The 24,706-nt window shown below is 66.8% G+C and carries 25 protein-coding genes and 1 pseudogene; 14 read left to right on the top strand and 12 right to left on the bottom strand.

Features of this window, described 5'->3' with window-relative positions; genetic code table 11:
* Positions 1 to 54 precede the first annotated feature (54 nt).
* The 8 genes from F3J15_RS07290 to F3J15_RS07255 all read left to right on the top strand — a co-directional run bounded on the left by F3J15_RS07290 (position 55) and on the right by F3J15_RS07255 (position 10,187).
* The gene (locus F3J15_RS07290; protein ID WP_166889318.1) at positions 55 to 942 is read left to right on the top strand and encodes a LysR family transcriptional regulator; all 888 of its coding nucleotides are present in this window, start codon (positions 55 to 57) and stop codon (positions 940 to 942) included.
* 182 nt (positions 943 to 1,124) lie between these two features.
* Positions 1,125 to 1,424: a helix-turn-helix domain-containing protein gene (locus tag F3J15_RS07285; protein WP_166889315.1), complete on the top strand. Its 300-nt coding sequence runs from the start codon at positions 1,125 to 1,127 to the stop codon at positions 1,422 to 1,424.
* 20 nt (positions 1,425 to 1,444) lie between these two features.
* On the top strand, positions 1,445 to 2,797 hold the full coding sequence (locus F3J15_RS07280) for an aminotransferase class V-fold PLP-dependent enzyme (protein ID WP_166889312.1): 1,353 nt from the start codon (positions 1,445 to 1,447) through the stop codon (positions 2,795 to 2,797).
* Between the two features lie 174 nt (positions 2,798 to 2,971).
* Positions 2,972 to 3,439, top strand: a complete 468-nt coding sequence (locus F3J15_RS07275) for a cupin domain-containing protein (RefSeq protein WP_166889309.1) — start codon at positions 2,972 to 2,974, stop codon at positions 3,437 to 3,439.
* A gap of 327 nt (positions 3,440 to 3,766) precedes the next feature.
* Positions 3,767 to 6,238, top strand: coding sequence for a GH92 family glycosyl hydrolase (locus F3J15_RS07270; protein WP_166889306.1), 2,472 nt, complete (start codon positions 3,767 to 3,769; stop codon positions 6,236 to 6,238).
* Between the two features lie 68 nt (positions 6,239 to 6,306).
* Positions 6,307 to 8,988 carry a GH92 family glycosyl hydrolase gene (locus F3J15_RS07265; protein WP_166889303.1) on the top strand — a complete coding sequence of 894 codons (2,682 nt, stop codon included), beginning with the start codon at positions 6,307 to 6,309 and terminating at the stop codon, positions 8,986 to 8,988.
* Positions 8,989 to 9,210: 222 nt separating this feature from the next.
* Complete coding sequence (locus tag F3J15_RS07260; protein WP_166889300.1) at positions 9,211 to 9,351, top strand: hypothetical protein; 141 nt, start codon at positions 9,211 to 9,213, stop codon at positions 9,349 to 9,351.
* 14 nt (positions 9,352 to 9,365) lie between these two features.
* The gene (locus F3J15_RS07255) at positions 9,366 to 10,187 is read left to right on the top strand and encodes an SDR family oxidoreductase (RefSeq protein ID WP_166889297.1); all 822 of its coding nucleotides are present in this window, start codon (positions 9,366 to 9,368) and stop codon (positions 10,185 to 10,187) included.
* 293 nt (positions 10,188 to 10,480) lie between these two features.
* Here the strand turns inward: F3J15_RS07255 and surE are convergent, their stop codons facing one another.
* The 3 genes from surE to F3J15_RS07240 all read right to left on the bottom strand — a co-directional run bounded on the left by surE (position 10,481) and on the right by F3J15_RS07240 (position 12,476).
* Positions 10,481 to 11,260 carry a 5'/3'-nucleotidase SurE gene (gene surE, locus F3J15_RS07250; RefSeq protein WP_166889294.1) on the bottom strand — a complete coding sequence of 260 codons (780 nt, stop codon included), beginning with the start codon at positions 11,258 to 11,260 and terminating at the stop codon, positions 10,481 to 10,483.
* A gap of 180 nt (positions 11,261 to 11,440) precedes the next feature.
* Positions 11,441 to 11,749, bottom strand: a complete 309-nt coding sequence (locus tag F3J15_RS07245; RefSeq protein ID WP_166889291.1) for an AzlD family protein — start codon at positions 11,747 to 11,749, stop codon at positions 11,441 to 11,443.
* Positions 11,742 to 12,476 carry an AzlC family ABC transporter permease gene (locus F3J15_RS07240; RefSeq protein WP_166889288.1) on the bottom strand — a complete coding sequence of 245 codons (735 nt, stop codon included), beginning with the start codon at positions 12,474 to 12,476 and terminating at the stop codon, positions 11,742 to 11,744. The genes F3J15_RS07245 and F3J15_RS07240 overlap by 8 nt, the downstream gene beginning before the upstream one ends.
* Positions 12,477 to 12,600: 124 nt before the next feature.
* On the opposite strand from F3J15_RS07240, the gene F3J15_RS07235 reads away from it, so the two are divergent.
* The 3 genes from F3J15_RS07235 (at position 12,601) to F3J15_RS07225 (ending at position 14,674) form a co-directional block, all read left to right on the top strand.
* Entirely contained in the window at positions 12,601 to 13,059 is a 459-nt protein-coding gene (locus F3J15_RS07235) for an Lrp/AsnC family transcriptional regulator (protein ID WP_006486309.1), read from the top strand.
* Positions 13,060 to 13,287: 228 nt separating this feature from the next.
* Positions 13,288 to 13,857: a hypothetical protein gene (locus F3J15_RS07230; RefSeq protein WP_069252831.1), complete on the top strand. Its 570-nt coding sequence runs from the start codon at positions 13,288 to 13,290 to the stop codon at positions 13,855 to 13,857.
* Between the two features lie 136 nt (positions 13,858 to 13,993).
* Positions 13,994 to 14,674, top strand: coding sequence for a YebB family permuted papain-like enzyme (locus tag F3J15_RS07225; RefSeq protein ID WP_166889285.1), 681 nt, complete (start codon positions 13,994 to 13,996; stop codon positions 14,672 to 14,674).
* A 62-nt stretch (positions 14,675 to 14,736) separates the two neighbouring features.
* Here the strand turns inward: F3J15_RS07225 and F3J15_RS07220 are convergent, their stop codons facing one another.
* The 5 genes from F3J15_RS07220 to F3J15_RS07200 form a co-directional block, all read right to left on the bottom strand.
* Positions 14,737 to 15,369 (bottom strand): LysE family translocator, encoded by a 633-nt coding sequence (locus tag F3J15_RS07220; protein WP_166889281.1) that lies wholly within the window; start codon positions 15,367 to 15,369, stop codon positions 14,737 to 14,739.
* 211 nt (positions 15,370 to 15,580) lie between these two features.
* Positions 15,581 to 16,450 (bottom strand): hypothetical protein, encoded by an 870-nt coding sequence (locus F3J15_RS07215; RefSeq protein ID WP_166889279.1) that lies wholly within the window; start codon positions 16,448 to 16,450, stop codon positions 15,581 to 15,583.
* A gap of 91 nt (positions 16,451 to 16,541) precedes the next feature.
* Complete coding sequence (locus F3J15_RS07210) at positions 16,542 to 16,874, bottom strand: DUF2322 family protein (RefSeq protein ID WP_166889276.1); 333 nt, start codon at positions 16,872 to 16,874, stop codon at positions 16,542 to 16,544.
* Positions 16,875 to 17,152: 278 nt separating this feature from the next.
* Entirely contained in the window at positions 17,153 to 18,049 is an 897-nt protein-coding gene (locus tag F3J15_RS07205) for an oxidoreductase (RefSeq protein WP_166889273.1), read from the bottom strand.
* Entirely contained in the window at positions 18,046 to 19,266 is a 1,221-nt protein-coding gene (locus F3J15_RS07200) for an MFS transporter (protein WP_166889270.1), read from the bottom strand. Before F3J15_RS07200 ends, F3J15_RS07205 begins: the two co-directional genes overlap by 4 nt.
* 138 nt (positions 19,267 to 19,404) lie before the next feature.
* Here F3J15_RS07200 and gcvA point away from each other — a divergent pair, with 138 nt between their 5' ends.
* Positions 19,405 to 20,337, top strand: a complete 933-nt coding sequence (gene gcvA / locus F3J15_RS07195) for a transcriptional regulator GcvA (protein WP_205190718.1) — start codon at positions 19,405 to 19,407, stop codon at positions 20,335 to 20,337.
* A 38-nt stretch (positions 20,338 to 20,375) separates the two neighbouring features.
* On the opposite strand, the pseudogene F3J15_RS37710 reads toward gcvA, so the two are convergent.
* Both F3J15_RS37710 and F3J15_RS07190 read right to left on the bottom strand, forming a co-directional pair.
* Positions 20,376 to 20,615 (bottom strand): annotated as a pseudogene (locus F3J15_RS37710) (MFS transporter); the annotation flags it as partial.
* A 16-nt stretch (positions 20,616 to 20,631) separates the two neighbouring features.
* A complete protein-coding gene (locus F3J15_RS07190) occupies positions 20,632 to 21,333 on the bottom strand; it encodes a flavin reductase family protein (RefSeq protein WP_166889264.1) in 702 nt (233 codons plus the stop codon).
* Between the two features lie 229 nt (positions 21,334 to 21,562).
* On the opposite strand from F3J15_RS07190, the gene F3J15_RS07185 reads away from it, so the two are divergent.
* Both F3J15_RS07185 and F3J15_RS07180 read left to right on the top strand, forming a co-directional pair.
* On the top strand, positions 21,563 to 21,889 hold the full coding sequence (locus F3J15_RS07185) for a thioredoxin family protein (RefSeq protein ID WP_166889261.1): 327 nt from the start codon (positions 21,563 to 21,565) through the stop codon (positions 21,887 to 21,889).
* Positions 21,890 to 21,899: 10 nt separating this feature from the next.
* A complete protein-coding gene (locus tag F3J15_RS07180) occupies positions 21,900 to 22,319 on the top strand; it encodes a secondary thiamine-phosphate synthase enzyme YjbQ (RefSeq protein ID WP_166889259.1) in 420 nt (139 codons plus the stop codon).
* Between the two features lie 34 nt (positions 22,320 to 22,353).
* Here the strand turns inward: F3J15_RS07180 and atsR are convergent, their stop codons facing one another.
* Entirely contained in the window at positions 22,354 to 24,174 is a 1,821-nt protein-coding gene (gene atsR, locus F3J15_RS07175) for a hybrid sensor histidine kinase/response regulator AtsR (protein ID WP_166889256.1), read from the bottom strand.
* Positions 24,171 to 24,674, bottom strand: coding sequence for a molybdopterin-dependent oxidoreductase (locus F3J15_RS07170; protein ID WP_089446952.1), 504 nt, complete (start codon positions 24,672 to 24,674; stop codon positions 24,171 to 24,173). Before F3J15_RS07170 ends, atsR begins: the two co-directional genes overlap by 4 nt.
* Positions 24,675 to 24,706 lie beyond the last annotated feature (32 nt).

Below are 24,706 nucleotides of genomic sequence, written 5' to 3'. Positions count from 1 at the left end.
GATATTTCGGATAATTGGGCAGACTTCGAAAATATCGTTCGGAAGGAGCGAATAATGCTGCTCGACAATCTCGCGCTGTTCCTGCGCATCGTGGAGAAGGGCGGACTGGCCGCGGCGGGCCGCGAGTTCGGGCTGTCGCCGGCCACCGTGTCCGAGCGGCTGACCGCGCTCGAGCGCCACTACGGCGCGGCGCTGCTCACGCGCACGACACGCGCGATCAGCCTGACCGACGAAGGCCGCACGCTCGTCGAAGGGGCGCGGCGCCTGCTGGCCGAAGCGGACGAACTCGAAAGCCGCGTTCGGCTCGGCGTGCAGACCTTGTCGGGGCCGGTGCGCCTGAGCGCGCCGGCCGATCTCGGGCGCGAGCGCGTGGTGCCCGTCGTCGACGCGTTTCTGGCCGAGCATCCGGGCGTCGCGGTCGATCTGCATCTCGGTGACGGCTACGTGGATGTCGTCGGGCAGGGGCTCGATTTCGCGATCCGTCGCGGGGTGCTCGCCGACAGTTCGTTGCGCAGCCGTTCGCTCGGCCGGGCGCGACGCGTGGTGTGCGCGTCGCCCGCGTATCTCGCCGCGCACGGCACGCCGCGACATCCGGACGATCTCGCCGCGCACGACTGCATCGTGATGCGCTTCGGGCCGGACCTGTATGCCGAATGGCCGTTCAGCATCGATGGCGGACCCCGGCGTGTGACGGTGCGTGGCCGGCGGGTGGCCAACGACGGCGCGCTCGTGCGCGCGTGGTGCGTCGCGGGGCACGGTGTTGCGCTGAAGTCGCTGGTCGACGTCGAGCAGGATCTGGCGTCCGGCGCGCTCGTCGAAGTCCTGCGTGCGTTCTCGCCGGGCGACGTCGATTTGCAGATCGTCTATCCGGGCAACGCCGTGCAGCCGCGGCGGGTGCGGGCGTTGATCGACAGGTTGGCGCAGGCGCTGGGCGGCGCATAAAGGAACAGGCAGGGTTCATGCGATCCGCCGAGCGTTGCGGCAGTTTGTCTTGCCACGCTCGCGGCGAAGGCCGGCGTGACGATCCGGCGCGCGACGTCGTCAGCCAAAGCCGGTGTTCGCTCGATTGCACACATTTCGTCATTTAGCTAATATTCGAAACGTTTATCGCACTCCGCATGCTCATGGACGACGTCACCCGCATCAGCGCACTGGCCAACGAAAGCCGTCTGGCCGTGATGCGCTGGCTCAAGCAGCCGCGCAAGCATTTCCCGCCGCAGCCGCACGGCGATTTCGACGAACTCGGCGTGTGCTGTACGTACATCACCGAAAAGCTCGGCATCGCGCCGGCCACGACCACGCGCCACATGCGCATCCTCGCGGATGCCGGGCTCGTGCAGGCAACCCGCGCCGGCAAGTTCACGTACTACAAGCGGATCGACGGCGCGCTGCAGCAGCTCGGCCACGATCTTTTGCAACTCTGATTCCCAACGAGGCAACCGACATGGACGAACTTGCATTGCTGGCCGACGCCGACCGCCGCGCGCACGCGTATCTGGCCGCGACGAACGAGCGGCGCGCGTTTCCCGACGCGGCCGCATTGGCCGGCCTGGCGGCGTTCGACGAGCCGCTGCCCGATACGGGCCGCCCGGCCGACGACGTCCTGCGCCTGCTCGACGAGCGCGGCACGCCCGCGACCGTCGCGTCGAACGGGCCGAACTACTTCGGCTTCGTGATCGGCGCCTCGCTGCCGGCCGCGGCGGCGGCCGAGCGGTTGATGCTCGCGTGGGACCAGTGCGCGTCGTCGTACGCGAATTCACCGGTCGCCGCGACGATCGAGCGCCAGGCCGCGCGCTGGGTCGTCGACGTGCTCGGGTTGCCCGAAGGCAGCGCGGTCGGTTTCGGCACGAGCGCGACGGCCTGCACGCTCGTCGCGCTGGTAGCCGCGCGGCGCGCGCTGCTCGCGCGCAAGGGCTGGGACGTCGACGCGGATGGCCTGATCGGCGCACCCGAAGTGAAGGTCGTGATCTCCGAGCTCGCGCACATCACGGTGAAGAAGGCGCTGCGCGTGCTCGGTTTCGGGATGAAGCGCCTCGTCGTCGCGCCGGTCGACGCGCACGGCCGGATCGACCCGGCGCAGTTGCCGGCGCTCGACGACATGACGATCCTCTGCGTGCAGGCCGGCGAAGTGAACACCGGCGAGTTCGATCCGTTCGCGGCGCTGATTCCGCCCGCGAAGGCGGCCGGCGCGTGGGTGCACGTCGACGGTGCGTTTGGCCTGTGGGCCCGCGCATCGTCGAAGCGCGCGCTGACGGACGGCATCGACGGCGCGGACAGCTGGACCACCGACGGCCACAAGTGGCTCAACACGCCGTACGACGGCGCGATGGTGATCTGCCGCGACGCGGCCGCGCTCGCGACCGCGATGAACAGCGACGCCGTGTACCTGAGCGGCGCGCAGGACGCGCAGAAGAACCTGAATCTCGAATTCTCGCGGCGCGCGCGCGGCATCCCCGTGTGGGCCGCGCTGCGTTCGCTCGGCCGCGCCGGCGTGGCCACGATGGTCGAGCAGCATTGCGCGCAGGCGGCGCGGGTCGCGGACGGCCTGCGTGCCGCCGGCTACGACGTGCTGAACCGCGTCGTGCTGAACCAGGTGCTCGTGCGCGCCGGCACCGACGATGAAACGGCGGCGATCCTCGCGGCCGCGCAGGCGTCGGGCGACGTGTGGTTCGGCGCGACGGTGTGGCAAGGGCGGCCGGCGTTCCGGATCAGCGTGTCGTCATGGCGTACCGAAGACGCGCACATCGATCGTCTCGTGGCCTTACTGACGGAACTGCGCGGCGTGCACGTGCGCTGAGTAGCGACAGTGCAGTGGCGGCGCGCTCGGAGGTTCACACACTCACGCGCGCTAGCCGCTCGCGATGGCGGGGCTCGCAACCCCTCCGCAAGCGTGAAAATGTCGGACAATGGCCGCTGCGCGCGCCACGCCGGCGCCGCGTTCAACCGAAGCATTCACGCTTGCGAGATCCCCATGTCGACTCCCTTTCCCCGGGAACTGCTGAAGGCCGCCGATATTGCGAAGATGGAACCGACGCGCGCGGTGCATTCGCTGAATCCCAATGCCGTTCGTTTCAAGCGACAACTCAGCGACCTGACCGGCCTGACGCAATTCGGTATTCACCTGCTCACGCTGATGCCCGGTCACGAATCGGCCGAGTATCACCGTCACCTGTACGAAGAAGAGTTCGTGTACGTGCTGTCAGGTACGGGCGCGGTCACGATCGGTGAACGCGCCAGTGAAATCGGGCCGGGCGATTTCATCGGCTTTCCGCGCGGTGGTGAAGCGCATACGGTGCAGAACACCGGTGATACGCCGCTGGAACTGCTTGTCGGTGGGCAGCGGCTCGAACACGACGTCTGCGAATACCCGCGACTCGGCAAGCGGCTTTATGTTGCCGGTGAGCTCGAAGACTATGTGGATCTGCCGAAGCAGCCTTGATCGCCAATCGTGCATTTGACGCCCCATTCCACATAAAAACCGAATCAATAGCCTCTTGTTTAGATAAACAAAATAAAAATTCGTAAAAACACGGGGTAGAGAAAACGCGTTTATTTGGGCACGCTTGTGCGCACTGTCCGCTCCTGGGCGCCGGTATTTCGACATGCCGGCGAGTCTTTTTCCAGGTGCGCGAATACGGAAATAAGTACACGCACCCGGGATTTTCGACCGATCGGCCGGGCAAGCGGAATCCATCAAAAGCATCCTGATTTAAAGCTCAGTAGTTCGAATCAACATCCTGAGTCAAGAACGATACGGAGACGGGCGATGTCCAGGAACTGGGGGTTGGGAACGGCGCTGCTGGCGCTGTGCGTGGTCTTGTCTGCCTGCGGCGGCGATGGCGATTCGCCGTCGGTGGCCGCGGCGAACCTGTCGGCTGCCGCGCAGTCGCAGGGCAACCAGAACGGCAACGGCGGCAACGACAACGGCAATGAAAACGACAACAGCAACAGCAACGAATCGTCGAAGAAAAACGCCGACATCCGCGTCGCGCAATACGTCAATCCGTTGATCGGCACCGACTACGCGACCGACCAGCCGGCCGACCCGGTCGGCTCGGGCCTCGGCGGCGGCACGTTCCCCGGGCCGACGGTCCCGTTCGGGATGATGCAATGGAGCCCGATGACGCCGACCGCCCAATACGACAGCAGCAAGGGCGACGGCTCCGGCTTCTCCGGCGGCTACTGGTACGGCGACACGTCGATCAACGCATTCAGCATCCTGCACCTGAGCGGCACCGGCTGCTGGGCGAACGGCGGCTACCTGAACGTGATGCCGCAGCTCGCGCCCGGTGACGCCGGCACGCCGGCCAGCTTCAGCCACGCGAACGAAACCGCGCAGGCCGGCTATTACGGCGTCACGCTCGGCAACGGCATCAAGGCCGAGCTGACGACGACGGTGCGCACCGGCTTCGCGCGCTTCACGTATCCGGCACTCGCGCAGGGCCAGCAGGCGACGATCGCGATCGATCCGACCGTGCTGAACAACCGTGCGCAGGGCACGACGAGCGACACGATCAGCCAGGTCGGCGACCGCGCGTTGTCGGGCACGATCGCGGGCGGCGGATTCTGCTGGGCCGGGCATGCGGTGCCCGTCTACTACTACGCGGAATTCAGCCAGCCGTTCGCGGCGAAGCCGGCGCTGTCGAACAATCGCCCGGTGACCGTGACGTTCAATGTCGACCGCAAGCACCCTGACGTGATGATGAAGCTCGGCATCTCGTTCGTCAGTGAAGCGAATGCGAAGGCGAACCTGCGTGCCGAGAATCCGGAGACGGATGCGCAAGGCAACCGGAACTGGCGCTTCGACACCGTGCGCGCCGCCGCGAGCGCCGCGTGGAACGCGCGCCTGAACGCGATCCAGGTCGCGGGCGGCAGCGACGCCGACAAGACGAAGTTCTACACCGCGCTGTATCACGCGTCGCTGCACCCGAACGTGTTCAACGACGTGAACGGCCAATACCCGGATTTCTACGCGTCGAACGGCGCAGCGGCCGCGCCGACACGTCAGGTCGAGAAAGGTCGCACGATGTACGCGAACTTCTCCGGCTGGGACATCGACCGCTCGTTCATCCAGTTGCAGGCGCTGCTCGATCCGGTGCGGACCGGCGACATCGTGCAGTCGCTCGTGCTCGATGCGAAGGCGTGCGGCGCGTTCCCGCGCTGGGCGTACTTCAATACCGAGACGGCCGTGATGCCGGGCGACGCGGGCTCGATCATCGTCGCGAACGCGCATGCGTTCGGTGCGACGAACTTCGACACGCAGGCCGCGCTGTCGATCATGAAGAACAGCACGGCGCCGGGCGCCGCGTGCGCCGGCACGCCGGTGATGGGCAGTCGCGCAGACTACGACCGGCTCGGCTACGTGCCGTCGTCGGGCTCGGGCGACAACCAGACCGCCTCGAACACGCTCGAATACGCGGTGCGCGATTTCGCGGTGTCGCGCTTCGCGACGGCGCTCGGTGATACCGCGACGGCCGGCACGCTGCTGAAGTCGAGCGGCAACTGGCAAAACCTGTTCGACCGGGGCGCGATCCAGCCGAAGACGTCGGCCGGCGCATGGGTCACCGACGGCACCGGCTTCATGGAAGGCAATACCGAGCAATACACGTGGTACGTGCCGCACGATCTCGCCGGCGTGGTCGCGCAGGCCGGCGGCGCCGCACCGGTCATCAAGCGGCTCGACACGTTCTTCACGCACCTGAACATCGGCACCGTGCAGCCGTATTTCTACGTCGGCAACGAAGTGACGATGGCCGTGCCGTGGGTGTATGCGTGGGCCGGTGCGCCGTCGCATACGCAGCGCGTGCTGCATGCGTCGCTTGCGAACGAGTTCGGCACCGGCGCGGCCGGGCTGCCGGGCAACGACGATCTCGGCGCGATCTCGGGCTGGTACGTGTGGGCCGCGCTCGGTCTTTATCCGGTCGTGCCGGGCGTGAGCGGTGTCGCGCTGTCGAGCCCGCAGTTCGAGAAGATCACGGTGCGCGTCGGGCAGAAGGACGGCAGCTACCGCCTGCTGCACATCGTCGCGCCGGGGGCAGGGTCGAGCGACAGCGCGTCGTTCTATGTGAAGTCGCTGAAGCTGAACGGCGCACCTTACTCCACCGCGTGGCTGCCGTTCGAGCAGATCGCGAAGGGCGGAAAGCTGTCGTACGCGATGACGGCCGACGCGAGCGCCACGACGTGGGGCACCGACGCATCCGCGATGCCGTCGTTCCCGCACGCGGCCAGCGCGCCATAACAGCCGGGGGAGATCAACGAGCGGTTCTTGCCAACAGGATCGACGCAGAGAGAGGGAGGGACGAACGGATGAAGCTACGTCATGTGGTGGGTATCGGGTGCCTTGCCGTGCTGTCGGGGTGCGGGGGCGATCAGGGCTCGACGGATGCGAGCGTGCTCGCGCAGCGGTCGAATGCGCAGGGCAACCAGAACGATCAAGGCAACCAGAACGACCAGGGCGATCAGAACGACCAAGGCGATCAGAACGATCAAGGCGAAAACGGCGGCGCGACCAAACGGTCGGTGCTGCACAGCGTCGACCCGATGATCGGCACGGCGAATCTCGACATCAACGCGGACTGGAGCAGCGGCGTGCGGGGCCACGGCCACGCGTACCCGGGCGCGACCGTGCCGTTCGGGATGGTGCAACTCGGGCCGGACACGACCGGCGGCGCGCACACGCTGCCGTGGAACTGGGATCGCACGTCGGGCTACCAGTACGACGATCCGTTCATCACCGGCTTCACGCATACGCACCTGTCGGGCACCGGCATCGGCTCGGGCGGCGAAGTGCGGTTCCTGCCGACGCTGGCGCCGGTCGATACCGCGACGCTGGCGAAGGTCGCCGCCGATACGTCGATCACCTACCACGCGTCGTTCAGCCACGACGACGAAACCGCGAGCCCCGGCTACTACCGCGTGAAGATGGCGCCGGTCGGCAGCGGCAACACGCCGTGGAACGTGCAGGGCGCGAAGATCCTCGCGGAGATGACGGCCACCGCGCATGCGGGCGTGCATCGCTACACGTATTTCCCGAGCGCGGCCGCGCAGAAGCGCAGCATGATCGTCAGCATCGACAACCCGATCGGCGGCTCGACCGCGAGCGGCAAGATCCAGGTCATCGATGCGCAGACGATCGCCGGCTGGGAGATCACGAACAACTGGGCGAACAACAAGCCGACGTATTTCGTCGCGCGTTTCTCGAAGCCGTTCGATACGAAGCACGTCGCGTTCAGCGCCGACGGCTTCAAGGCCTACCTGACGTTCGCCGACGGCAACGACGGCGGTGCAGTGACGGTGAAGGTCGGCCTCTCGCCGTCGAGCATCGCGGATGCGCAGGCCAATCTCGCCTCGGAAGTCGGCGCGAAGTCGTTCGACCAGGTGCGCGGTGCGGCCGAGCGCGTGTGGAGCGCCGCGCTCGACCGGATCCGGATCAAGGGCGGCAGCGCCGACCAGCGGACGATGTTCTACACGTCGCTGTACCGCACGATGCTCGCGCCGACCGTCTACAACAATGCGGACGGCAGCTACGTCGGCACTGATTCGACCAACGACGGCACGACGTCGCCGCCGACCACGAGCAAGCATGCGAATCCGGGCTTCGACTATTCGTCGACGTTCTCGCTGTGGGACACCTTCCGTGCCGAGTCGCCGTTGATGACGCTGGTGCAGCCCGAGCGCGTCGACGGCTGGGTGAAGTCGCTGCTCACGCAGTTCAGGCAGAACGGCAAGGGCGAACTGCCGGTGTGGCCGCTCGCGCAGACGGAAACCTTCACGATGGCCGGCCACCCATCGATCCCGCTGATCGCCGATGCGTACCTGAAGCACCTGACGAGCGCGGGCATCGACGACATATGGACCGCATTGACGACCACGCAGAGCGCGAGCGCGCACGGCTTCGACCAGTATCGTCAGAGCGGCTACGTGTACGCCGGCGACAACGCGTCGGTGTCGACGACGCAGGATTATTCGTTCGACGACTGGGCGACGGCCGCGGTCGGCAAGGCGGCGGGCAAGAGCACGGCCGACTATCGGCCCTACCTGCAGCGCAGCCAGAACTACCGCAACGTGTTCAACCCGACGCCGAACAACGGCTGGAAGTTTGCGCAGCCGAAGGATTCGCAAGGCAACTGGGTGGCGGGCTTCGACCCGACGGCGGCGGAGAAGACGGACTTCTCCGAATCGAATTCGTGGGTCGATACGTGGAACATCTTCCACGACTTCCCCGGCCTCGTCGCGTTGCTCGGCGGCAAGAGCCAGTTCATCGCGCAGCTCGATCGCACGTTCGATCCGGCCAATCCGCTGACCTTCCTCTTCAACCAGGGCTTTCCGGACCTGACCGGCCGCAGCGGCCAGTTCTTCGCGGGGAACGAGCCGGCGAACCACCTGCCGTACCTGTACGACGTCGCGGGCATGCCGTCGAAGACGCAGGATCGCGTGCGTGCGGTGATGGACGACATGTACTCGCTGACGCTGACGGCCGGTGATCGCGCGCTGCTCAGCGGCGACAGCCTGAAGGCCGCGCTGGCCGATCCGCGCCGCGTGCGCGATTCGGCGATTCCCGGCAACGACGATTGCGGGCAGTTGTCCGCGTGGTACGTGCTGTCCGCGCTCGGCATCTATTCGCTGAATCCGGTGGGCGGCGTGTTCTACCTCGGCACGCCGCTGTTCGAGGAGGCGACGATCGACATTCCGGTGGCGTCGGGCGGCGGGGACGGAAAGAGCCTGAAGTTCGGCGCGACGCGGCGCTTCAAGGTGACCGCGCATGCGGCCGGCGGCGGCGCGCCGTCATCGGTCAATCGCTACGTCCAGTCGGTCAGCCTGAACGGCACGCCGCTGCATCGGCCGTACATCACGTACGACGAGATGAAGGCCGGCGGCACGCTCGACTTCGTGATGGGTTCGGCGCCGAACGACGCCTGGGTCGGCGCCTGGAACGGGCAGGATCCGAACAGCGCGCTCGCGCCATCGCTGGCGCTGGCAGGCAAGTAGAGGCCGCAAGCGGCCCGCTGCGACGCGGGCCGCTTCTCCTTCACTTCATTTGACGGCGCGGGGCGCGGCCGCGAGGCAGGAAGCGGCCTGCCCCCGGGGATCTGACTTCGGGCCGCGCGGCGGGGACGCCATGCGCCAACGCGGTGACTGCTTCGGCGGCCCGCTCGCAAACGGGGCGCGCGACGCCAGGCGACGGTCTCCGTCCCGGCCGGCAACGCGCTCATGCCGCGCCGGCTCGGCATCGAACGGATCGGGCACCTGACGGCCGACCGCTTCGGTTTCACCGATTCAATCCCGGTGGTGGCCGCCGTCACGTTCGTGTCATGGGGCGTCGTCGCGCTTATGATGCGGGAACGCCACTGACAGGGTTCCCCGATATGGACGCGCCGCTCCCGCCGATGTCTGCCCCGATTTCCGAAACGGAACCTGAAACCGAAACCGTCGCCGAGCCGCGCGCGTCGCGCGTGCATCGGCCGGTCGCGCTCGTCACGGGATCGACGTCGGGGATCGGCGCGGCGATCGCGCGCCGGCTGGCGGCGGACGGCTACGCGGTGATCCTGCATTCGCGCAGCTCGGCCGACGTGGGACGCGCGATGGCGCGCGAATTCGGCGCAGCCTATGTGCAGGCCGATCTCGCCGACGATACCGAGCGTGTGCGGCTGATCCGCGAAGCCGTGGCCGTGCACGGGCGGCTCGACGTGCTCGTCAACAACGCAGGCGTGAGCCGTGTGATTCCGCATGACGATCTTGCTGCGGCGACACCCGACGTATGGCGCGAGATGCATGAGATCAACGTGATTGCGCCATTCCGGCTCGTTGCCGAGGCGGAGGCTGCGCTACGCGAGGCGGCGTCGCACGGGCGGGCCGGGTGCGTGGTGAACGTCAGCTCGCATGCGGGCGTGCGGCCGAAGGGGGCGTCGATTCCGTATGCGGCGGCGAAGGCGGCGCTCAATCACACGACGCGGCTGCTCGCGAAAACGCTCGCGCCGGCGATTCGCGTCAATGCGGTTGCGCCGGGGCTCGTCGATACGCCGCTCACGGCCGACTGGACGGATGCGCAGCAGCTCTGGCGCGAGCGCGCGCCGATGCGCCGTGCGGCGACGCCGGACGACATCGCGCAGACGGTCGCGATGCTCGTCGCGTCCGACTATGTGACGGGCGAGATCGTGATGCTCGACGGGGGAATGAACCTGACGTGAGGCGAGAGTCGGTGACGCACCGAAGCACCGAAGCGCCGAAATGCCGAAATGCCGAAATGCCGAAATGCCGAAGCACCGAGGCACCGAGGCACCGAGGCACCGAGGCACCGAGGCACCGAGGCACCGAGGCACCGAGGCACCGAGGCACCGAGGCACCGAGGCACCGAGGCACCGAAGCACCGAAGCACCGAAGCACCGAAGCACCGAAGCACCGAACGCGGATGCGGCCGCGAACCCGCGCGCAGGTGCCATACGCGCGATTACCGCGACCGCTTGCTTGCCGAGCGACGCGATCAGCCGAGGCGCGACCGCAGTTGCGCGAGTGCCTGATCGTGCGTGCGCTCGAATTTCAGCGGCGTGACGGCGACATACCCCTCACCCAGCGCGACCGTTTCCGAATCCGCATCGTCGTCGCGCGGCGCGCGGGAGAGCTTCAGCCAGTGATACTCGAGGTCGCGCGGGTCGCGCCCCGACACGATCTCGACGCCCTGCAGCGTGCCGGCGCCCTGGTTCGTCACCTTCAGCCCTCGCACCTCATCGGCGGGCCGCGGCGGGAAATTCACGTTCAGGCAGGCGTCGCTGTCCCAGCCCGCGGCCACGAGCCGGCGAATGACGTCCGGCGCAAGCGCGCGTGCCGTGTTCCACGGCACTGCGTTGCGATCGATGAAGGCCTGGCTCAGCGCGATGGCCGGCACGCCGACCAGCATGCTCGTCATCGCGGCGCCCACCGTGCCGGAAAACACCGTTTCGGTGCCGAGGTTCCCGCCGCGATTCACGCCGGACAGCACGATGTCGGGCCGCGTGTCCTTCATCAGGTGGCTGATCGCGATCGCGACGCAATCGCCGGGCGTGCCGCGCACCGCGAAGCGGCGTTCGCCCTTGCGATGCACGCGCAGCGGTTCGTGCAGGCTCAGCGAGTGCGACGTGCCGCTCTGGTCTTCCGCCGGTGCGACGATCCACACTTCGCGTGCCAGTTGCGTAGCGACCTGTTCGAGCACGTCAAGGCCGGGGGCGTCGATTCCGTCGTCATTGGTGAGCAGGACGCGGTCGAACAGCGGGCGGGTTTCTTGCATCGGGACGATCCTCGCGGAGTTGGGCAATGAGAGGGGAATGCAGCGTGGCGCAAGCCACAAGGCTAGCATTCCCGCGTGAGGATCGTCGTGTCGCGCGACGGGCGCGGATGTGAAAACGGGCGCATCGCGCGCCCGTTCGTCGGTGGCCGTGCCGCGGCGTGCGCGGCGGGTCGGAACCGCTCAGCCGAGCAGGTGCCGCAGCAGGCCGGCCGACACGACGCCGACGATGACGGTCGGCAGGATCGACAGGCGCGTCGCCGCGATCAGCGTCATGGCCAGCGCGAGCAGATCGGCCGGGCGCGTCGACACGAAGGCCGGCGCGATCACCGAGATCAGCACGCAGCCGGGCACGTTCTCCATCACCGACGCCATCCGCGGGCTCAGCGTGCGGTTGCGCAGCAGCACGTAGCCGAGGATGCGCGACAGATAGGTGGTCGACGCCATCAGCACGATCGTCGCGACCGTGCTGAAATCCGGGAAATCAGGCATCGCGCGGCTCCCACAGCAGCGCGGCGATCAGCCCCGCGCAGGCGCCGGCCGCGACGTACCACGCGCCGGGCACGGCCAGGTGCGTGGCCGCCGCGACGACGAGGCTCACGAACCACGGACGGCTCGCGCGCATCCCTTTCCACATCCCGCGCAGCAGCACCAGAAACACGGCCGTGAACGCCATGTCGAAGCCGTACTGCTCGACGTTGCCGATCGTCGGCCCGACGGCCGCGCCGAGCGTGGTCATCGAGATCCACGTCAGGTAGAGCCCCAGGCAGATGCCCGCGTAATAGGGCACGCTGATGTGCGTGGCCGAGCGGGCCCGGGCGTCGGCGAGCGACATCGCCCAGCTTTCGTCACACATGAAGAACAGCGCGAAGAACGCGCGGCGGCGCGGCAGGCGGCGGATATACGGCTCGAATGCGGCGCCCATCAGGATGTGGCGCGAATTCACGAGGAACGACATCGCGACGATCAGCGCGATGTGTGGCGGTGATGACCACAGATGGATCGCCGCGAATTCGGAGCCGCCGCCGAAGTTCATGCCGGTCATCATCGGCACTTCGAACAGGCTTAGCCCTTTCTGCGCGGCCTGCGCGCCGAGCACGAGCGCGAACGGCACGAAACCCAGCATGACGGGCAGCGCCGCGCGCAAACCGCGACCCATCTCGGCGACATAGGCGGGCTTGTCGCGAAGCCCTGACGACGTTGAAACGCTACTGCTCATTACTCCTCCTTCGGGGGAGGAATTGTCTGCTTTTTTGACTCGAATCGGGTTGCGTTGTGGCCAGATTTTTCTCAAAATTTGGCATTGAACGCGTGATACGCGAATTTTTTGGAATCGAATGCCAATGAAACTTGACGCCATCGACCGCCGGATCCTGAGCGCGCTCCAGCGCGACGGCCGCATGCAGAACGTGGAACTCGCGCACGAGGTCGGGCTGTCGCCGTCGCCGTGCCTGCGGCGCGTGCGCCTCCTCGAGGAAGCCGGCGTGATCGAGAAATACGTGGCCGTGCTGAATCCCGCGAAAGTCGGCAAGGGGCTGACGATCTTCACGCGCGTGTGGCTGAAGGGGCAGGACGCGGAATCGGTGAACCGCTTCGCCGAGGCCGTCCAGCAGATGCCGGAAGTCGTCGAATGCCACCTGATGGCGGGCGACTGCGATTTCCTGCTGCGTGTCGTCGCGGCCGACATCGACGATTACCGGCGCTTCCAGATGGAATACCTCACGCGTATTCCGGGGGTGCTGAGCGTGAAGACCGACATCCCGATGCAAAAGGTCAAGCTCACGTCGGCGCTACCGACCTAGTGCGACGCGAGTGCATGGCCACGCGACGATAGGTCGACGAGCAGTCACGGCTCGGTGACAATCGTCCGATAGACTGACGAATCACGCCGCTTCGAGCATGTCGCCTGTGATGTCGCGCGACGTTCGATGCGCAAGCAACTAACGGTCAATGTCGACGCGATCGGGCAGGCGGCGCTGCGCGCCGGGTCGTGCGTCGGCGCGAATGCGTTATTTCTTGTCGGGCCATTCATGCAGCCAATCAACACTCCGTGGAATTCGCTGGAAATCGTCAAGCTCGTGCTGGGCGTGCTGACGCCGTTGTCGGTCGCGTGTCTCGGCTGGCTCGTCGCACGCCGGCTGAAGCGGCTCGAACTCGTGCAGTGGACCAACCAGCGATTGATCGAGAAGCGGCTCGCGCTGTACGACGCGGTCGCGCCGCAGCTCAACGCGCTGCTGTGCTTCTACACGTGGATCGGCTACTGGAAGGACATCTCGCCGGACGACGTGATCCGCGCGAAGCGCGACCTCGACCGCACCTTCCACATCTACCGCTACCTGTTCGACGACGACGTGTACGACGCGTATCACACGTACATCCACGCGCTGTTCGACGTGCATACCGGCCCGGGCCGCGATGCGCGGATCCGTTCGCTGGTCCAGGCGCCCGACGGCGATCGCAGCGTGCACGGCTCGTATGAATGGAAACCGGCGTGGTCGGACCGTTTCGCGACTGCGAATGTCGTGCCGAAGGACGACGTGCTGCGGTACTACACACAGTTGATGGAGCGGCTGCGCGTGGCGCTGGGCGCGACACGCTGAAGGCCGCGCGGCGTCTGCGCACCGGTATCGAAATTCGCCACCCGGCGGCGCGGATATCCGCCCTTGCGCAAGAAGCGGGTGCGGCGCGCGGCTGCTGCTGACATGCTCGCGCCATCTCCACTCGCGCGAGGTCCGTATGGTTGTCGATACCGGCTGTCAGTCGCTCATGATCCGCTCACCTGCGGCGGGCTGGCGGCGTCTCTTCTCCGTGGGTTCTCACGATCCGCATGACATGCCGCTGCCGATCGAGCCGGAGATCGGCGACATCGTCTTCATCCGCGTCACCGTGCGACCGTTTCTCGAAGTGGCGAGCGCGACGCGCTCGTGGACGAATCACGTCGGAATCGTCGTCGGCGAGCGCGGCGGCGAGCCGTTGATTGCGGAGAGTACGTTCCCGTTGTCGCGCGTCACGACGATGTCGCGGTTTCTTGCGCGCTCCGATCGCGGCGCGTGCGTGATCGCGCGGCTGAAGCAGCCGCTCGATGCCGCGCAGCGGCGCCGGCTCGTGGAGGCTGCGATGCGCCGGCTCGGCGTGGTCTACGACACGGGGTTCAATCTTGCGTCGCGCCGGCAGTTCTGCTCGCGGTTCGTGCGCGAAGTCGTGCGCGATGCGACGCGGATCGTGCTCGGCGACGTCGAGACCTTCGACATGCTGCTGCGCCGGAATCCCGATCATCCGCTCGGCTTCTGGAGGATCTGGTACTTCGGCCGGATTCCGTGGCGCCGCCGCACGGTGACGCCGGCGAGTTTGCTGGGTAGCGGGGCGTTGCAGGTGGTGGCGGATACGCGCGAGCCGGCTACCGATCACGGTGACTGATGGCCGCGCGTGTCACCGGGCCGCGCGAGGTTTCATTCATGACGCGCAGGTGATGCCTGCGCTCAATTGCGCCCCGCTACCGCCAACCGCGCCGCCAGCCCCACGAACACCGACCCGAGCAGATACTGCGGCAGCTTCGACGGGCGGCGGCGCGAGCCGATCCGCCGGCTCAGCCGGCTCGCGGACAGGATGACCGCGCCGTTCACGACGATGCCGATCAGGTTCAGCACCGTCGCGAGCACGAGTATCTGCACGGCGATCGAACCGTGCCCGGGCCGCACGAACTGCGGAAACAGCGCGAGCACGAACAGCGCCATCTTCGGGTTCAGCAGGTTCGTCGTCAGCCCCTGGCGGAAGACCGCCGCGGTCGAGTGGCGTCGCGGCGACGCGACGGGCGACAGTGCGGTCGCATCCGAACGGAACGTCTTCCACGCGAGATACAGCAGATAGCCGGCGCCCGCGAAGCGCACGACGTCATAGGCGAGCGGCACCGCGACAAAAAGCTGCGACAGCCCGAGCGCGGCCGCCAGCGCATGGCAGTAGGTGCCGGCCTGGATGCCCGCGAGTGTCGCGAAGCCTGCACGCGGGCCCTGGCTCACGCTGCGGGACGCGATCAGCAGCATGTCGGGGCCCGGCGTGGCGGTCAGCGCGAGACACGCGCCGGAGAACAGCGCGAGCGTGGAGAGGTCGATCATGGGAGTCCCTTCTGTGGATGCCGCGTAAAAGGGAGGTCAGTTTAGGAGGGCGCGCGGGGCCGGTCAATCGAACGAACGGACGATGATCTGGCGGGTTGTCGAGGCCGATCGTCAACGCGCGTGCGCTGCCTTTGGCACGCACGTCGGTTCCCGACGCTGCATCAACGGCACACACCGATGCAGCGCGTTGCATGCGCGATCGCCGCACCGCTCAAGGCTTGCGGCAGGCCACCTGATAATCGATCACGGTGTTTGCCGACGGCTTGTCCGGTTCACCACCGACCGTCGTCACGCCGAGCACGCCGGCGGCGCTCCGGTAGCGCAGCGCGCAATAGCCCATGCCGGTGCCCGAACATGCTTCGGCTTCGATGATGCCGTGCTTCGCGAGCGTCGCCGCGCCGTCCATCGCATCCGGTGTCTCGCGCGGGCGCAGCGGTTGCCAGCCTTTCGCGATCAGGATCCGGCGCGCGACGTCGAGCGGCTTGCCGTACACGTTGGGCACGACTGCGCGGCCCTGGCAGTACGTGCTTTCAGCGGCGACGCGGGTCAGGCGCAGGCCACCGTTCGCTTCGTGCAACTCGCCGACGGGCGGCGCCGGGCCGTCGCCGCCCCAGATCAGCAGCGCGCCGCTTTCCAGCCGATCGGCCGTGCCGAGCTGCCAGCCTGCCTTGCGCGCCGTATAGCCGAGCGCGACGAGCGTCGTGCCGTCGAACACGCCGACGTTGCCGTTGCGCGCGAAACAGATCGCGCTCGTGCCGGCACTGAATCCGCTCGCGAACGTGACGACCGTGTAGCGGCCGAGCGGTGCTTCGGACGTCACGATCCAGTCGCGCTTCGCGACTTCACGGCCGGCCGCAGTGGTCGTCTTCGCGCGATATTGCGTGCAGAACGCGTCGAGCGAACCGTTTTCCGGCGAATGCGGCAGCACGCCGAGCGGCACCAGCGATGCGCCGGCGATATCGGAGGCCGTTCGCAAGGGATCGGCCGATGCCGTGCCGCCGAGCGCGGCGCACGCAACGGCTGCGATCGAAACGATCGAAGCAAGACCACGGGCAAACGGCAACGCAGCGAAACGGGACACGCTGGCTGTCTCCGGGAAAAGAGGGGCGGGCGCGATGATCGCGGATTTCCGCCCGCGTGTCACGGCCGCGCGCCTGCGTGCCACTGGCGTCTCAGCCTTTCGCGACGACGTCGATCCGCAGCGCTTCGCCGCCGGCGGCGATCGCCAGCAGACGATCGACGTTCGGGTGCGCGCCCGGACGGTTGCGCGCGTCGGCCGTATGCTCGGCGAATATCGCGAGGCCGTGCTCGGCGGTGTTCGCGTCGAGCGTGCCGAACACCTGCTTCAGGTAGTAGTACACCGCGAGCGAGCCCTGCTTGCCCGGCTGGTTCTCGATGGTTGCGACCACGTCGCCGTTCGCGCCGACGAGATCGATGCGCGCGACGCCGTCGATGGCCGGCAGTTGCGCGAGGTTGTCCTTGAATACTTGGGTCGGTTGAATCACTGAAAACACTCCGTCGGTTTGATCATGGGAAGGTGGCCGGCCGTATGTTATCCGATCGGCCACGATGCACTTTTCGACGTAACCGAGCGATTTGCACTTGGTCCGACCATCCGATTCGTCGACTATCCTGGGAACACCGGCGCCTGCTTGCCGGTTTGCCACACGGCAGCACGAACAGGTTGTGAAGTGACGGATGTCATTGAGGATGATTGTGTTGTCCGCGGTTGCCGGGTGCGGTGACTCCGCGGGCGATTCGATCCGTTCGGGTTTCCTGGTTGCTAGCCTGGCCCATCGCTGGCGGCGGCGAGAAGCGGAACGACCAGATCGCTGATCGGCGTCGGAATGCCGTGAGATCGTCCGTATCGCTGCACGACGCCGTTCCGGCAGTCCCATTCGAGGGGTTGGTTGCCTTGCCGATCGGCAAGAATGGACGTACTCAAATCGGGCGGAAAGCCATGGAATCCGTCGATGATCTCCTGCGGCACTTCATTGCCCAGCTTCGCGCCCTCCGCCCGCGCGACCTCGAGACATTCCCGCAGGTAGGCGAGCGACAGTTCGGTAATGTCGCTTCGCGAGTACATGCCGGCGCGGCGACCGGTCAGCACCATGAGTCCCGCCACCGCGTTCTGCAAAAGCTTTCGCCAGGCGAGGGAGATGAAATCCTCCGCAACCTCCGGCGCGCAGCGCGTGCCGTGCAAAGCCGAGACCACCACGTTGCTCGCCGGCGTATCGGGCAGAGTGAGCCGAGGCTTGCCCCGCAGCCACACCGATGCGCCCGATTCGCGCTGCGCCGGAAACCAGACGACCGATGGCACGACCGTGGCGCCGGCCGCATACGGCGCGAACGCGGCTTGTTGCTCGACGCCGTTTTGCAGCGCGCAGACGACGGTATTCGCATCGCACAGCGCGGAGACCCAGGGTGCCGCGCTCGCCACCTGCGTCGACTTGACAGCAACGAATACGAGATCGACCTTTTCCTTGACTGCTTGCGGGTCGGTCAGTACGGGCCCGGGCACGACGATCTCGCCGCCATCGAAGCGCAATTTCAACTGCTCGTGCGCCGAGCGGCCGCAGATCACCGGCGTGCGTCCGGCTTCATGAAGGGCCGCGGCGACGGTCGTTCCGATTGCGCCCGGGCCGACAAGGCCGACGGTCGGGTAGTAAGACTTCGTCATGGTGTTCGTCCTGTTGAGTCATCCGCCAGATGCGGGCGCAGCGCGAGGGCGAGCGGAAAAATCGCGAGGGCGGTCAACGCGGTCGCATACGTGGCGCCATGCACACCGATCCTGTCGCCCAGGAACCCGTAGAGAACAGGCGATAGCGCGCCCGATGCGATCGTCCCCGTGTAGAAAATCGCGAATGCGCGCTCGGTGCGCTCGGGCGCGGACATCTCCGGAACGGTTCCGTACAGCACCGACGACGTGCCGTTGAGCATCATACCCAGAATCGGCAGCAGCACCATGGTCAGTGCCAACGGGAGATACATCACCGCGACGATGCACGCGGCCGTACCGCCCTCCGTGAGCAACACCGTACCGGCCACACCCATGCGTGCGCCCAGCCAGCCACACATGAATTTGCCGGCCGCGCCGCCGATGAAAACGAGCGCGAGGGCCGTTCCCAGCAGTTGAGGCGAGACGCCTTTTGCCTTGAGCAGGAAAGGCAGAAAGGTAAGCAGTCCCATGCGTACCGCCGTATCGAGCACGCCGATGGAAAACAGCGTGGGGAATCCGCTTCCGCCGGTGCCACTGCGTCGAGCGGACGCGTGCTCTTTGGCCCCCGGCTTTCCGGCGCCACGCGGCACGGCGGGAAACCAGAGCGCGATGACGGCGGCCACGACGCAGCCCAAACCGGCGACGATCCATAGCGCGTGACGCCACGGCATCAGGGTCACGAGCAGCGAAATGGCGGCCGGCAGCGCGGATTTCCCCAGGTCGCCGGAAAAGTTGTAGATGCTCAGTGGGCCTCTCGCGTCGCGTCCGTAGATGCGGGAGACGGCGCCCGACGCGATCGGATGCTGCGTGCTGGATCCGCCGCCCGAAATCGCCAGCGCCACGCCCAGACCGAGCAGGCCACCCGACATGCCCGCGATCGCATAGCCGAGCGCGGCGAGCAGCGTGCCGATTGCGAGGGTCGTGCGGCTGCCCAGGTGTTGCGCGAGACGCCCCGCGGACAACTGCAGCGTCGCCATCGTGCCGGCATAGATGCCGCGCAGGATCGCAAGGGCCGCAAAGTCGAGCCCGAATTCCGACTGCCACACCGGTAACAACGCGTAGATCATGTCGGTATAGCCATCGTGCATGGCGTGCGCAACGCAGGATAGCCATAGCACGCGCCGTCGGGGTGGCGCGGTCTCCTGCATCGCGGGAGGGGAAAAAACCGGCAGGCGCATCGTCGTTCGCTCCGTGCGAGCGGTCAGCGGAAGCCGCTGGTGGTATCGCTTTCGCGCTCGATAGGGCAATTTTATGGTCGAGGCGGCAGTATTTTCAATTGAGCTAAAATCGCGTCAATGGAGAGAAAAAGTCACGTCATGAGCGGAAACCGGGACGCTGCGAAGCACTGGGGCGAGTTGCCCCCGCTCAACGCGCTGCGCGCTTTCGATGCGGTCGCGCGGCACGGCAGCTTCGCGAGGGCCGCGGTGGAGCTGCATGTCACCCATTGGGCCGTAGGCAAGCAGATCAGGTCGCTGGAGGACTGGTTCGGCCTGCCATTGTTCGACCGTCGTCCGCGCGGTGTCGTGCTGACCGACGAAGGGGCCGCGTTGCTGAATGACGTCAGCCACGCGTTCGAGCGCCTCGGTACCGCGGTGGTGCGGCTGCGCCACGACACGTTCACGCACCGGATATCGGGCGTCGTGCGGGTGAATGTGCCGATGAGCTTTGCGCTTTGCTGGCTGCTGCCGCGGCTCGCCGATTTCCATTCGCGGTACCCCGAAATCGACGTCAGGGTGTCGACGACATCGCGCAAGTTGCGCTATGTCGCTGACGCCTTCGATATCGGTGTGCGTTCCGGTCCCGAGCAAGGTGCGGGCGTCGTATCGCGCCCGTTGATGCCCGACCTGCGCGTGCCGGCCTGCAATCCCGCATTACTGCGCCAGCATCCGATACAGAGCGTGGCCGACCTGCGTCATCATGTCCTGCTGCATTCGGCCACGACGCGCTCTGCCTGGTCGCACTGGTTGCGGGAAGCCGGTGCATCCGATCTGCGGGCCGCGCGCCATGTCGAATTCGATCATGTGAATCTGCAGCTCGGCGCGGCCATCGAGGGGCTCGGCGTGGCCCTGGCCTCCCTGCCGCTGATCGGGCGCGATCTCGCCGAGGGGCGCCTCGTGTGCCCGATCGCATCGCCTGTATGGCGTGCCGACGACTACATGCTGGTGACGAACGCCGATCGTGCCGACGATGCCGCAGTGTCCGCGTTCGAGGAATGGATGGAAGGCATGGCGAGCCGAGAGGCTGGATAGGCCCGCAGATCAGACCACGCGGCGCAACTTCCAGGCTCACCTGTGAGCAACAGCACCGCATACGCGAGGCTGTACGCATCGATGACCCATGGCAGCGTACCGACACGCGCGCCGAACGCGGTGCCGATCGGTTCGGTCGAGAGATAGCCGATCGCGGTGTCGATCCGCGCGATCGACACCGCGATGCACAGGGCCGGCAGCACGAGGTGGTGCCGGGACGGCCCAGCCGCATCGACACCGCCGGCGGAGGCGCGACGAAGCGCCGGGTTCCCTGGCATCCCCCTGGGCGGTTCGTTACCGGCCGGTGCCGGTCAACACGCCCGCATCGCGCGCACGCTCGATGTCCGGGCTGCGATACGCGCGCTCGGGAATCTCGGCGAGCCGCGACGCGTGCACCTGATGCGGCGTAAGGCCGTAGAACTTCTGAAAACTCATGATCAGCGGCGACCACTTGTCCGGATCGATGCGGTCCGGATGCCCGTCCATCAGCAGGTCGGGATGCACGTGCACGCGCTGGATGCGCAACTCGAACACGCGGATGTGGCCACGCACGTCGAGCGTTTCCTCACCGATCCCGTGCGTGGCCGCGACGACCGCTTCCATATGCACCGGGCATTCGAGCGCACGCGGCGGCGCGACGGTTTGCGACACCGCCTCGGTGAGCCCGGCCGTGCCGAATTTGTCGGGTTCGTACACGTAGCCCTTCGCGCGCTTGCCGTCCGGCACCGGGTAGGTGCCCGTCGTGCGCGCGATCCGGTCGACCGCGTGCGCCTGTGCCGACGACGGCAGGTTCAGCACGCACTCGCCGGTGCGCAGCAGGTTGCGGGTGGTCTGCGAACTGGTGGCGATGCCGATCACGCCGCGCCAGCCGAGCCAGAACGCGGATGAGATCGGCGCGAGATTGGCCGTGCCGTCTTCGTTCAGCGTGCTGACCAGCACGACGGGCGTGCCGAAATAGAGGATGTTCGGTTCGGTGACGCAATGCGGAGCGTTCATGATCGGTGCCTTCGTTGGGGGATCAGTCCGCATGCTGATCCCGTCGCGGCGGCACGGCGCTCCGAATCTTGTCGTGTCATTCCGGAAGGTGCGCGGGAACGCCATTTGCGCCGGTCAGGACCGCCCGGCATCGCGCGCGCTTTTCCGCTACAGTAGGAAATCGCAGGCCGCGCCCGCCGCGTCACACGGGCACGCGCGGCCTAGTTCCGCCAACGCACACGAGGGCCTGATGGATACCGAGCAACGCTACACCGCCAACGCGCCGACGCGCGCGGAAGTCGACGCACTGGGCGGCCCGACCGTCATCGAATTCGGCGCGAACTGGTGCGGGATCTGCGCGGGCGCGCAGCCGGCGATCACGGCGTCGTTTTCCGCGCATCCCGCCGTGCGACACCTGAAGATCGAGGACGGCCCGGGCCGCCCGCTCGGCCGCTCGTTCGGCGTGAAGCTGTGGCCCACCCTGGTGTTCCTGCGTGATGGTGTCGAAGTCGCGCGCGTCGTGCGCCCTGCCGACGCGAAGCAGATCGAAGCCGACGGCTTCGCCGCGCTGTCCTGAGGTCACTACGATGCAACAGGCGATCACGCATATCGGCATCGACACGCGCGGCGGCGGCCTCGTCGAATTCACGTCGCAGGTGCGTGCGTTCGTCGACCAGCAGGCCATCAGTACCGGCCTGCTCACCGTGTTCTGTCGCCATACCTCGGCGTCGCTGCTGATCCAGGAGAATGCCGATGCGTCGGTGCAGCGCGACATCGAGCGCTACTTCGCGACGCTCGCGCCCGAGGACGCCACGCGCTACGAGCACGACACCGAAGGCACCGACGACATGCCGGCGCATCTGCGCACGGCGCTCACGCAGGTGCAATTGTCGATTCCGGTCGAGCAGGGGCGCCTGGTGCTCGGCACGTGGCAGGGGATTTACCTGTTCGAGCATCGCCGCGCGGCGCACCGCCGGGATATCGTGCTGCACCTGATCGGGGAGTAAGCGGCAACCAGCGGCGCATCGCCGGCGCACCGGCTCAGGCGAGCAGCTTCTCGACGAGCGCGCCGAGTTCGCGCAGGTGGACGGGCTTCGGCAGGAATGCGTCGAATACCTGCTTGTTCTCGCGCAGCGCAGCCGATTCGTATGCGCTGACGCCGAGGATCGACGGATGCCGGCCATCGTCGTCGGGTACCGCGACCGTGCGAATGCGCCGCGCGACCTCGAAGCCGCTCAAGTCCGGCAGCTCGAGATCGATTACGACGATGTCGTAACGGCCCGTGCCGAAGCGCGCGACGCCTTCCTGCCCAGTGCCGCACAGATCGGCTTCGATGCCGAGCGCCGACAGCATCGCGCCGAGCGTTTCGCGCGCGTTGTCGTCGTCGTCGACCACCAGCGCGCGCCGGTCGCGGTGCTGGGCCGCGTGCGGCAGCGCGAGCGCGTCGCCGGGCGCGTTGCCGGCGGTGTCGATGCCGGGCACTTCGGCCGGCAGCGTCACGACGAACTCGCTGCCTTCGCCCACGACGCTGCGCACGTCCACATGCCCGCGCAGTGTCGTCACGATTTCGCGCACGACGGCGAGCCCCATGCCGATTCCGTCCACGTGCAGCCCGACTGCGTCGTTCGCGCGATAGAACGGCTCGAAGATCTTCGACAGGTGCGGCTTCGCGATGCCGGCGCCCGTGTCGCGCACCGCGATCTTCAATTGTGGGCCGGCCGGCGCATCGGCGAGCGTGATCGACACGTCGATCGACCCGCCGAGCGTGTACTTGACCGAGTTCTCGATCAGGTTCGACAGCACCTGGCGCAGCAGCTTGCGATCCGAACGGATCGTGAGGTCGTGCGGCTCGACCTGCTGCACGATCGCGATCCGCTTGGCCGCGATCTTCTCGCGCAATGGATCGAGCACCTCGGCGAGCAGCGACGCCATGCCGACGGTTTCCCGTTCGGCGAGGCGCTTCGTCGAGCGCAGCTTGATGTAGTCCGTCAGATCCTTGACGAGCGCCTCGAGGGACAACGCGGAATTCTGCAGCCGCCGGATCGTCTTCAGGTTCGCATCCGACTGCGGGCGCGCGAGCAGGATCTCGACCGATCCGCAGATCGCCTGCAGCGGCGTGCGCAACTCGTGGCTGACCATCCCGAGGAACGCGTTCTTCGCCTCGATCATTTCGAACGCGCGGTCGGACGCCTTGCGTTCCGCGTCGAGCGCCGCGTCCTGCCGCTCGAGCAGGTCGTCACGCGTGCGCATCGTATAGAACAGCAGCAGGAACAGCGCGCACAGGATCACGCCGAGCACGATGCCGAGGATCAGGATCGCGCGCTGCTTCTCCTTTAGCTGATGGAACGTGAAGTCGCGCTGCGCCATTTCGATCGCGCGGAAATAGTTCGCGAGGCCGTTGACCTTCGGCCAGTACGCATTGACCTCGTCGATGACCTGCTGCGCGCTTTTCGGCGAATCGCTCAGCAACGGCACTTCACGCTTCAGGCGTGTCATGAATTCGCCGAGCGCGTTGATCTCGTTGCGCGCGCGCGGGATGCGCAGCCAGTATTCGGACACTTCCGACGGCCGCTGCAGAAAGCCGAACGACACCGACAGGCTGTCGAGCTGCATCTGCACGTGATTGAAATCGTCGTCCTGGTGCGTCGCGTAGAGGATCAGCTGCCGGTCGAACCGCGTATAGACGTTGCGGTATTGCGCGGCGGTCCAGAACACGCCTTCGCGCGGCCCTTCGAGCACGCCCTCGTTGACCGAGGTGGCGAGGAGGTCCCACAGCAGGAACGCCCACGCGGCGAACCCCATGATCCACAGCGAGCCGAGGACCAGGATGATTTTTCTATTTTTCCATCGCCGGCGTGTCATTTCACCGTCAGGCCGATGATCTGCCACGCGAACTTGGCTTCGCCGAGCGGCGTCTTCAGTTCATCGGGATACTGGTCGCGCGGGTACATGATCCACAGCGGGCCGTAGTTGTCGTTGCCGAGCACCTTGCCGTTCATCGTCCGCGCGAGGATCACGCCGTAACGATCGGCGTCGGACACGGGGATCGTGAACGTGTACTCGTCGATGCAGCGGAACTCGATCTGCGTGCCGTGCGCGCCGACGGTCTTCAGGATGTCGGACAGGCGCGGGCCGGTGAAGGCCGCTTTCGGCGTCCAGCTCGTCGACGTGACGATCGTATGCTGCGGCAGCGCCATCAGCGCCTGCTCGGAAAACACGTACGCCGTCTTGCCCTGCTGGTTGTGCTTGTCGATCTTGCCGTCGACGGTGAACGTAAACGACGAAGCGGCCCAGGTCGCGGCGGCCATGCCGAGCAGGCAGGCCGTCAGCAGGCGCTTGGTCCAGATGGTCGAGATTCGCATGTCTTGCCCTCGGTCGTGCGATGGTGATTTGT

The sequence above is a fragment of the Burkholderia sp. Ap-955 genome (assembly GCF_011753045.1).
GTDB classification, from domain to species: domain Bacteria; phylum Pseudomonadota; class Gammaproteobacteria; order Burkholderiales; family Burkholderiaceae; genus Burkholderia; species Burkholderia lata_D.
The sequence above is the reverse complement of the archived record's forward strand: the minus strand, read 5'-3'. Positions and strand labels throughout refer to the sequence as shown.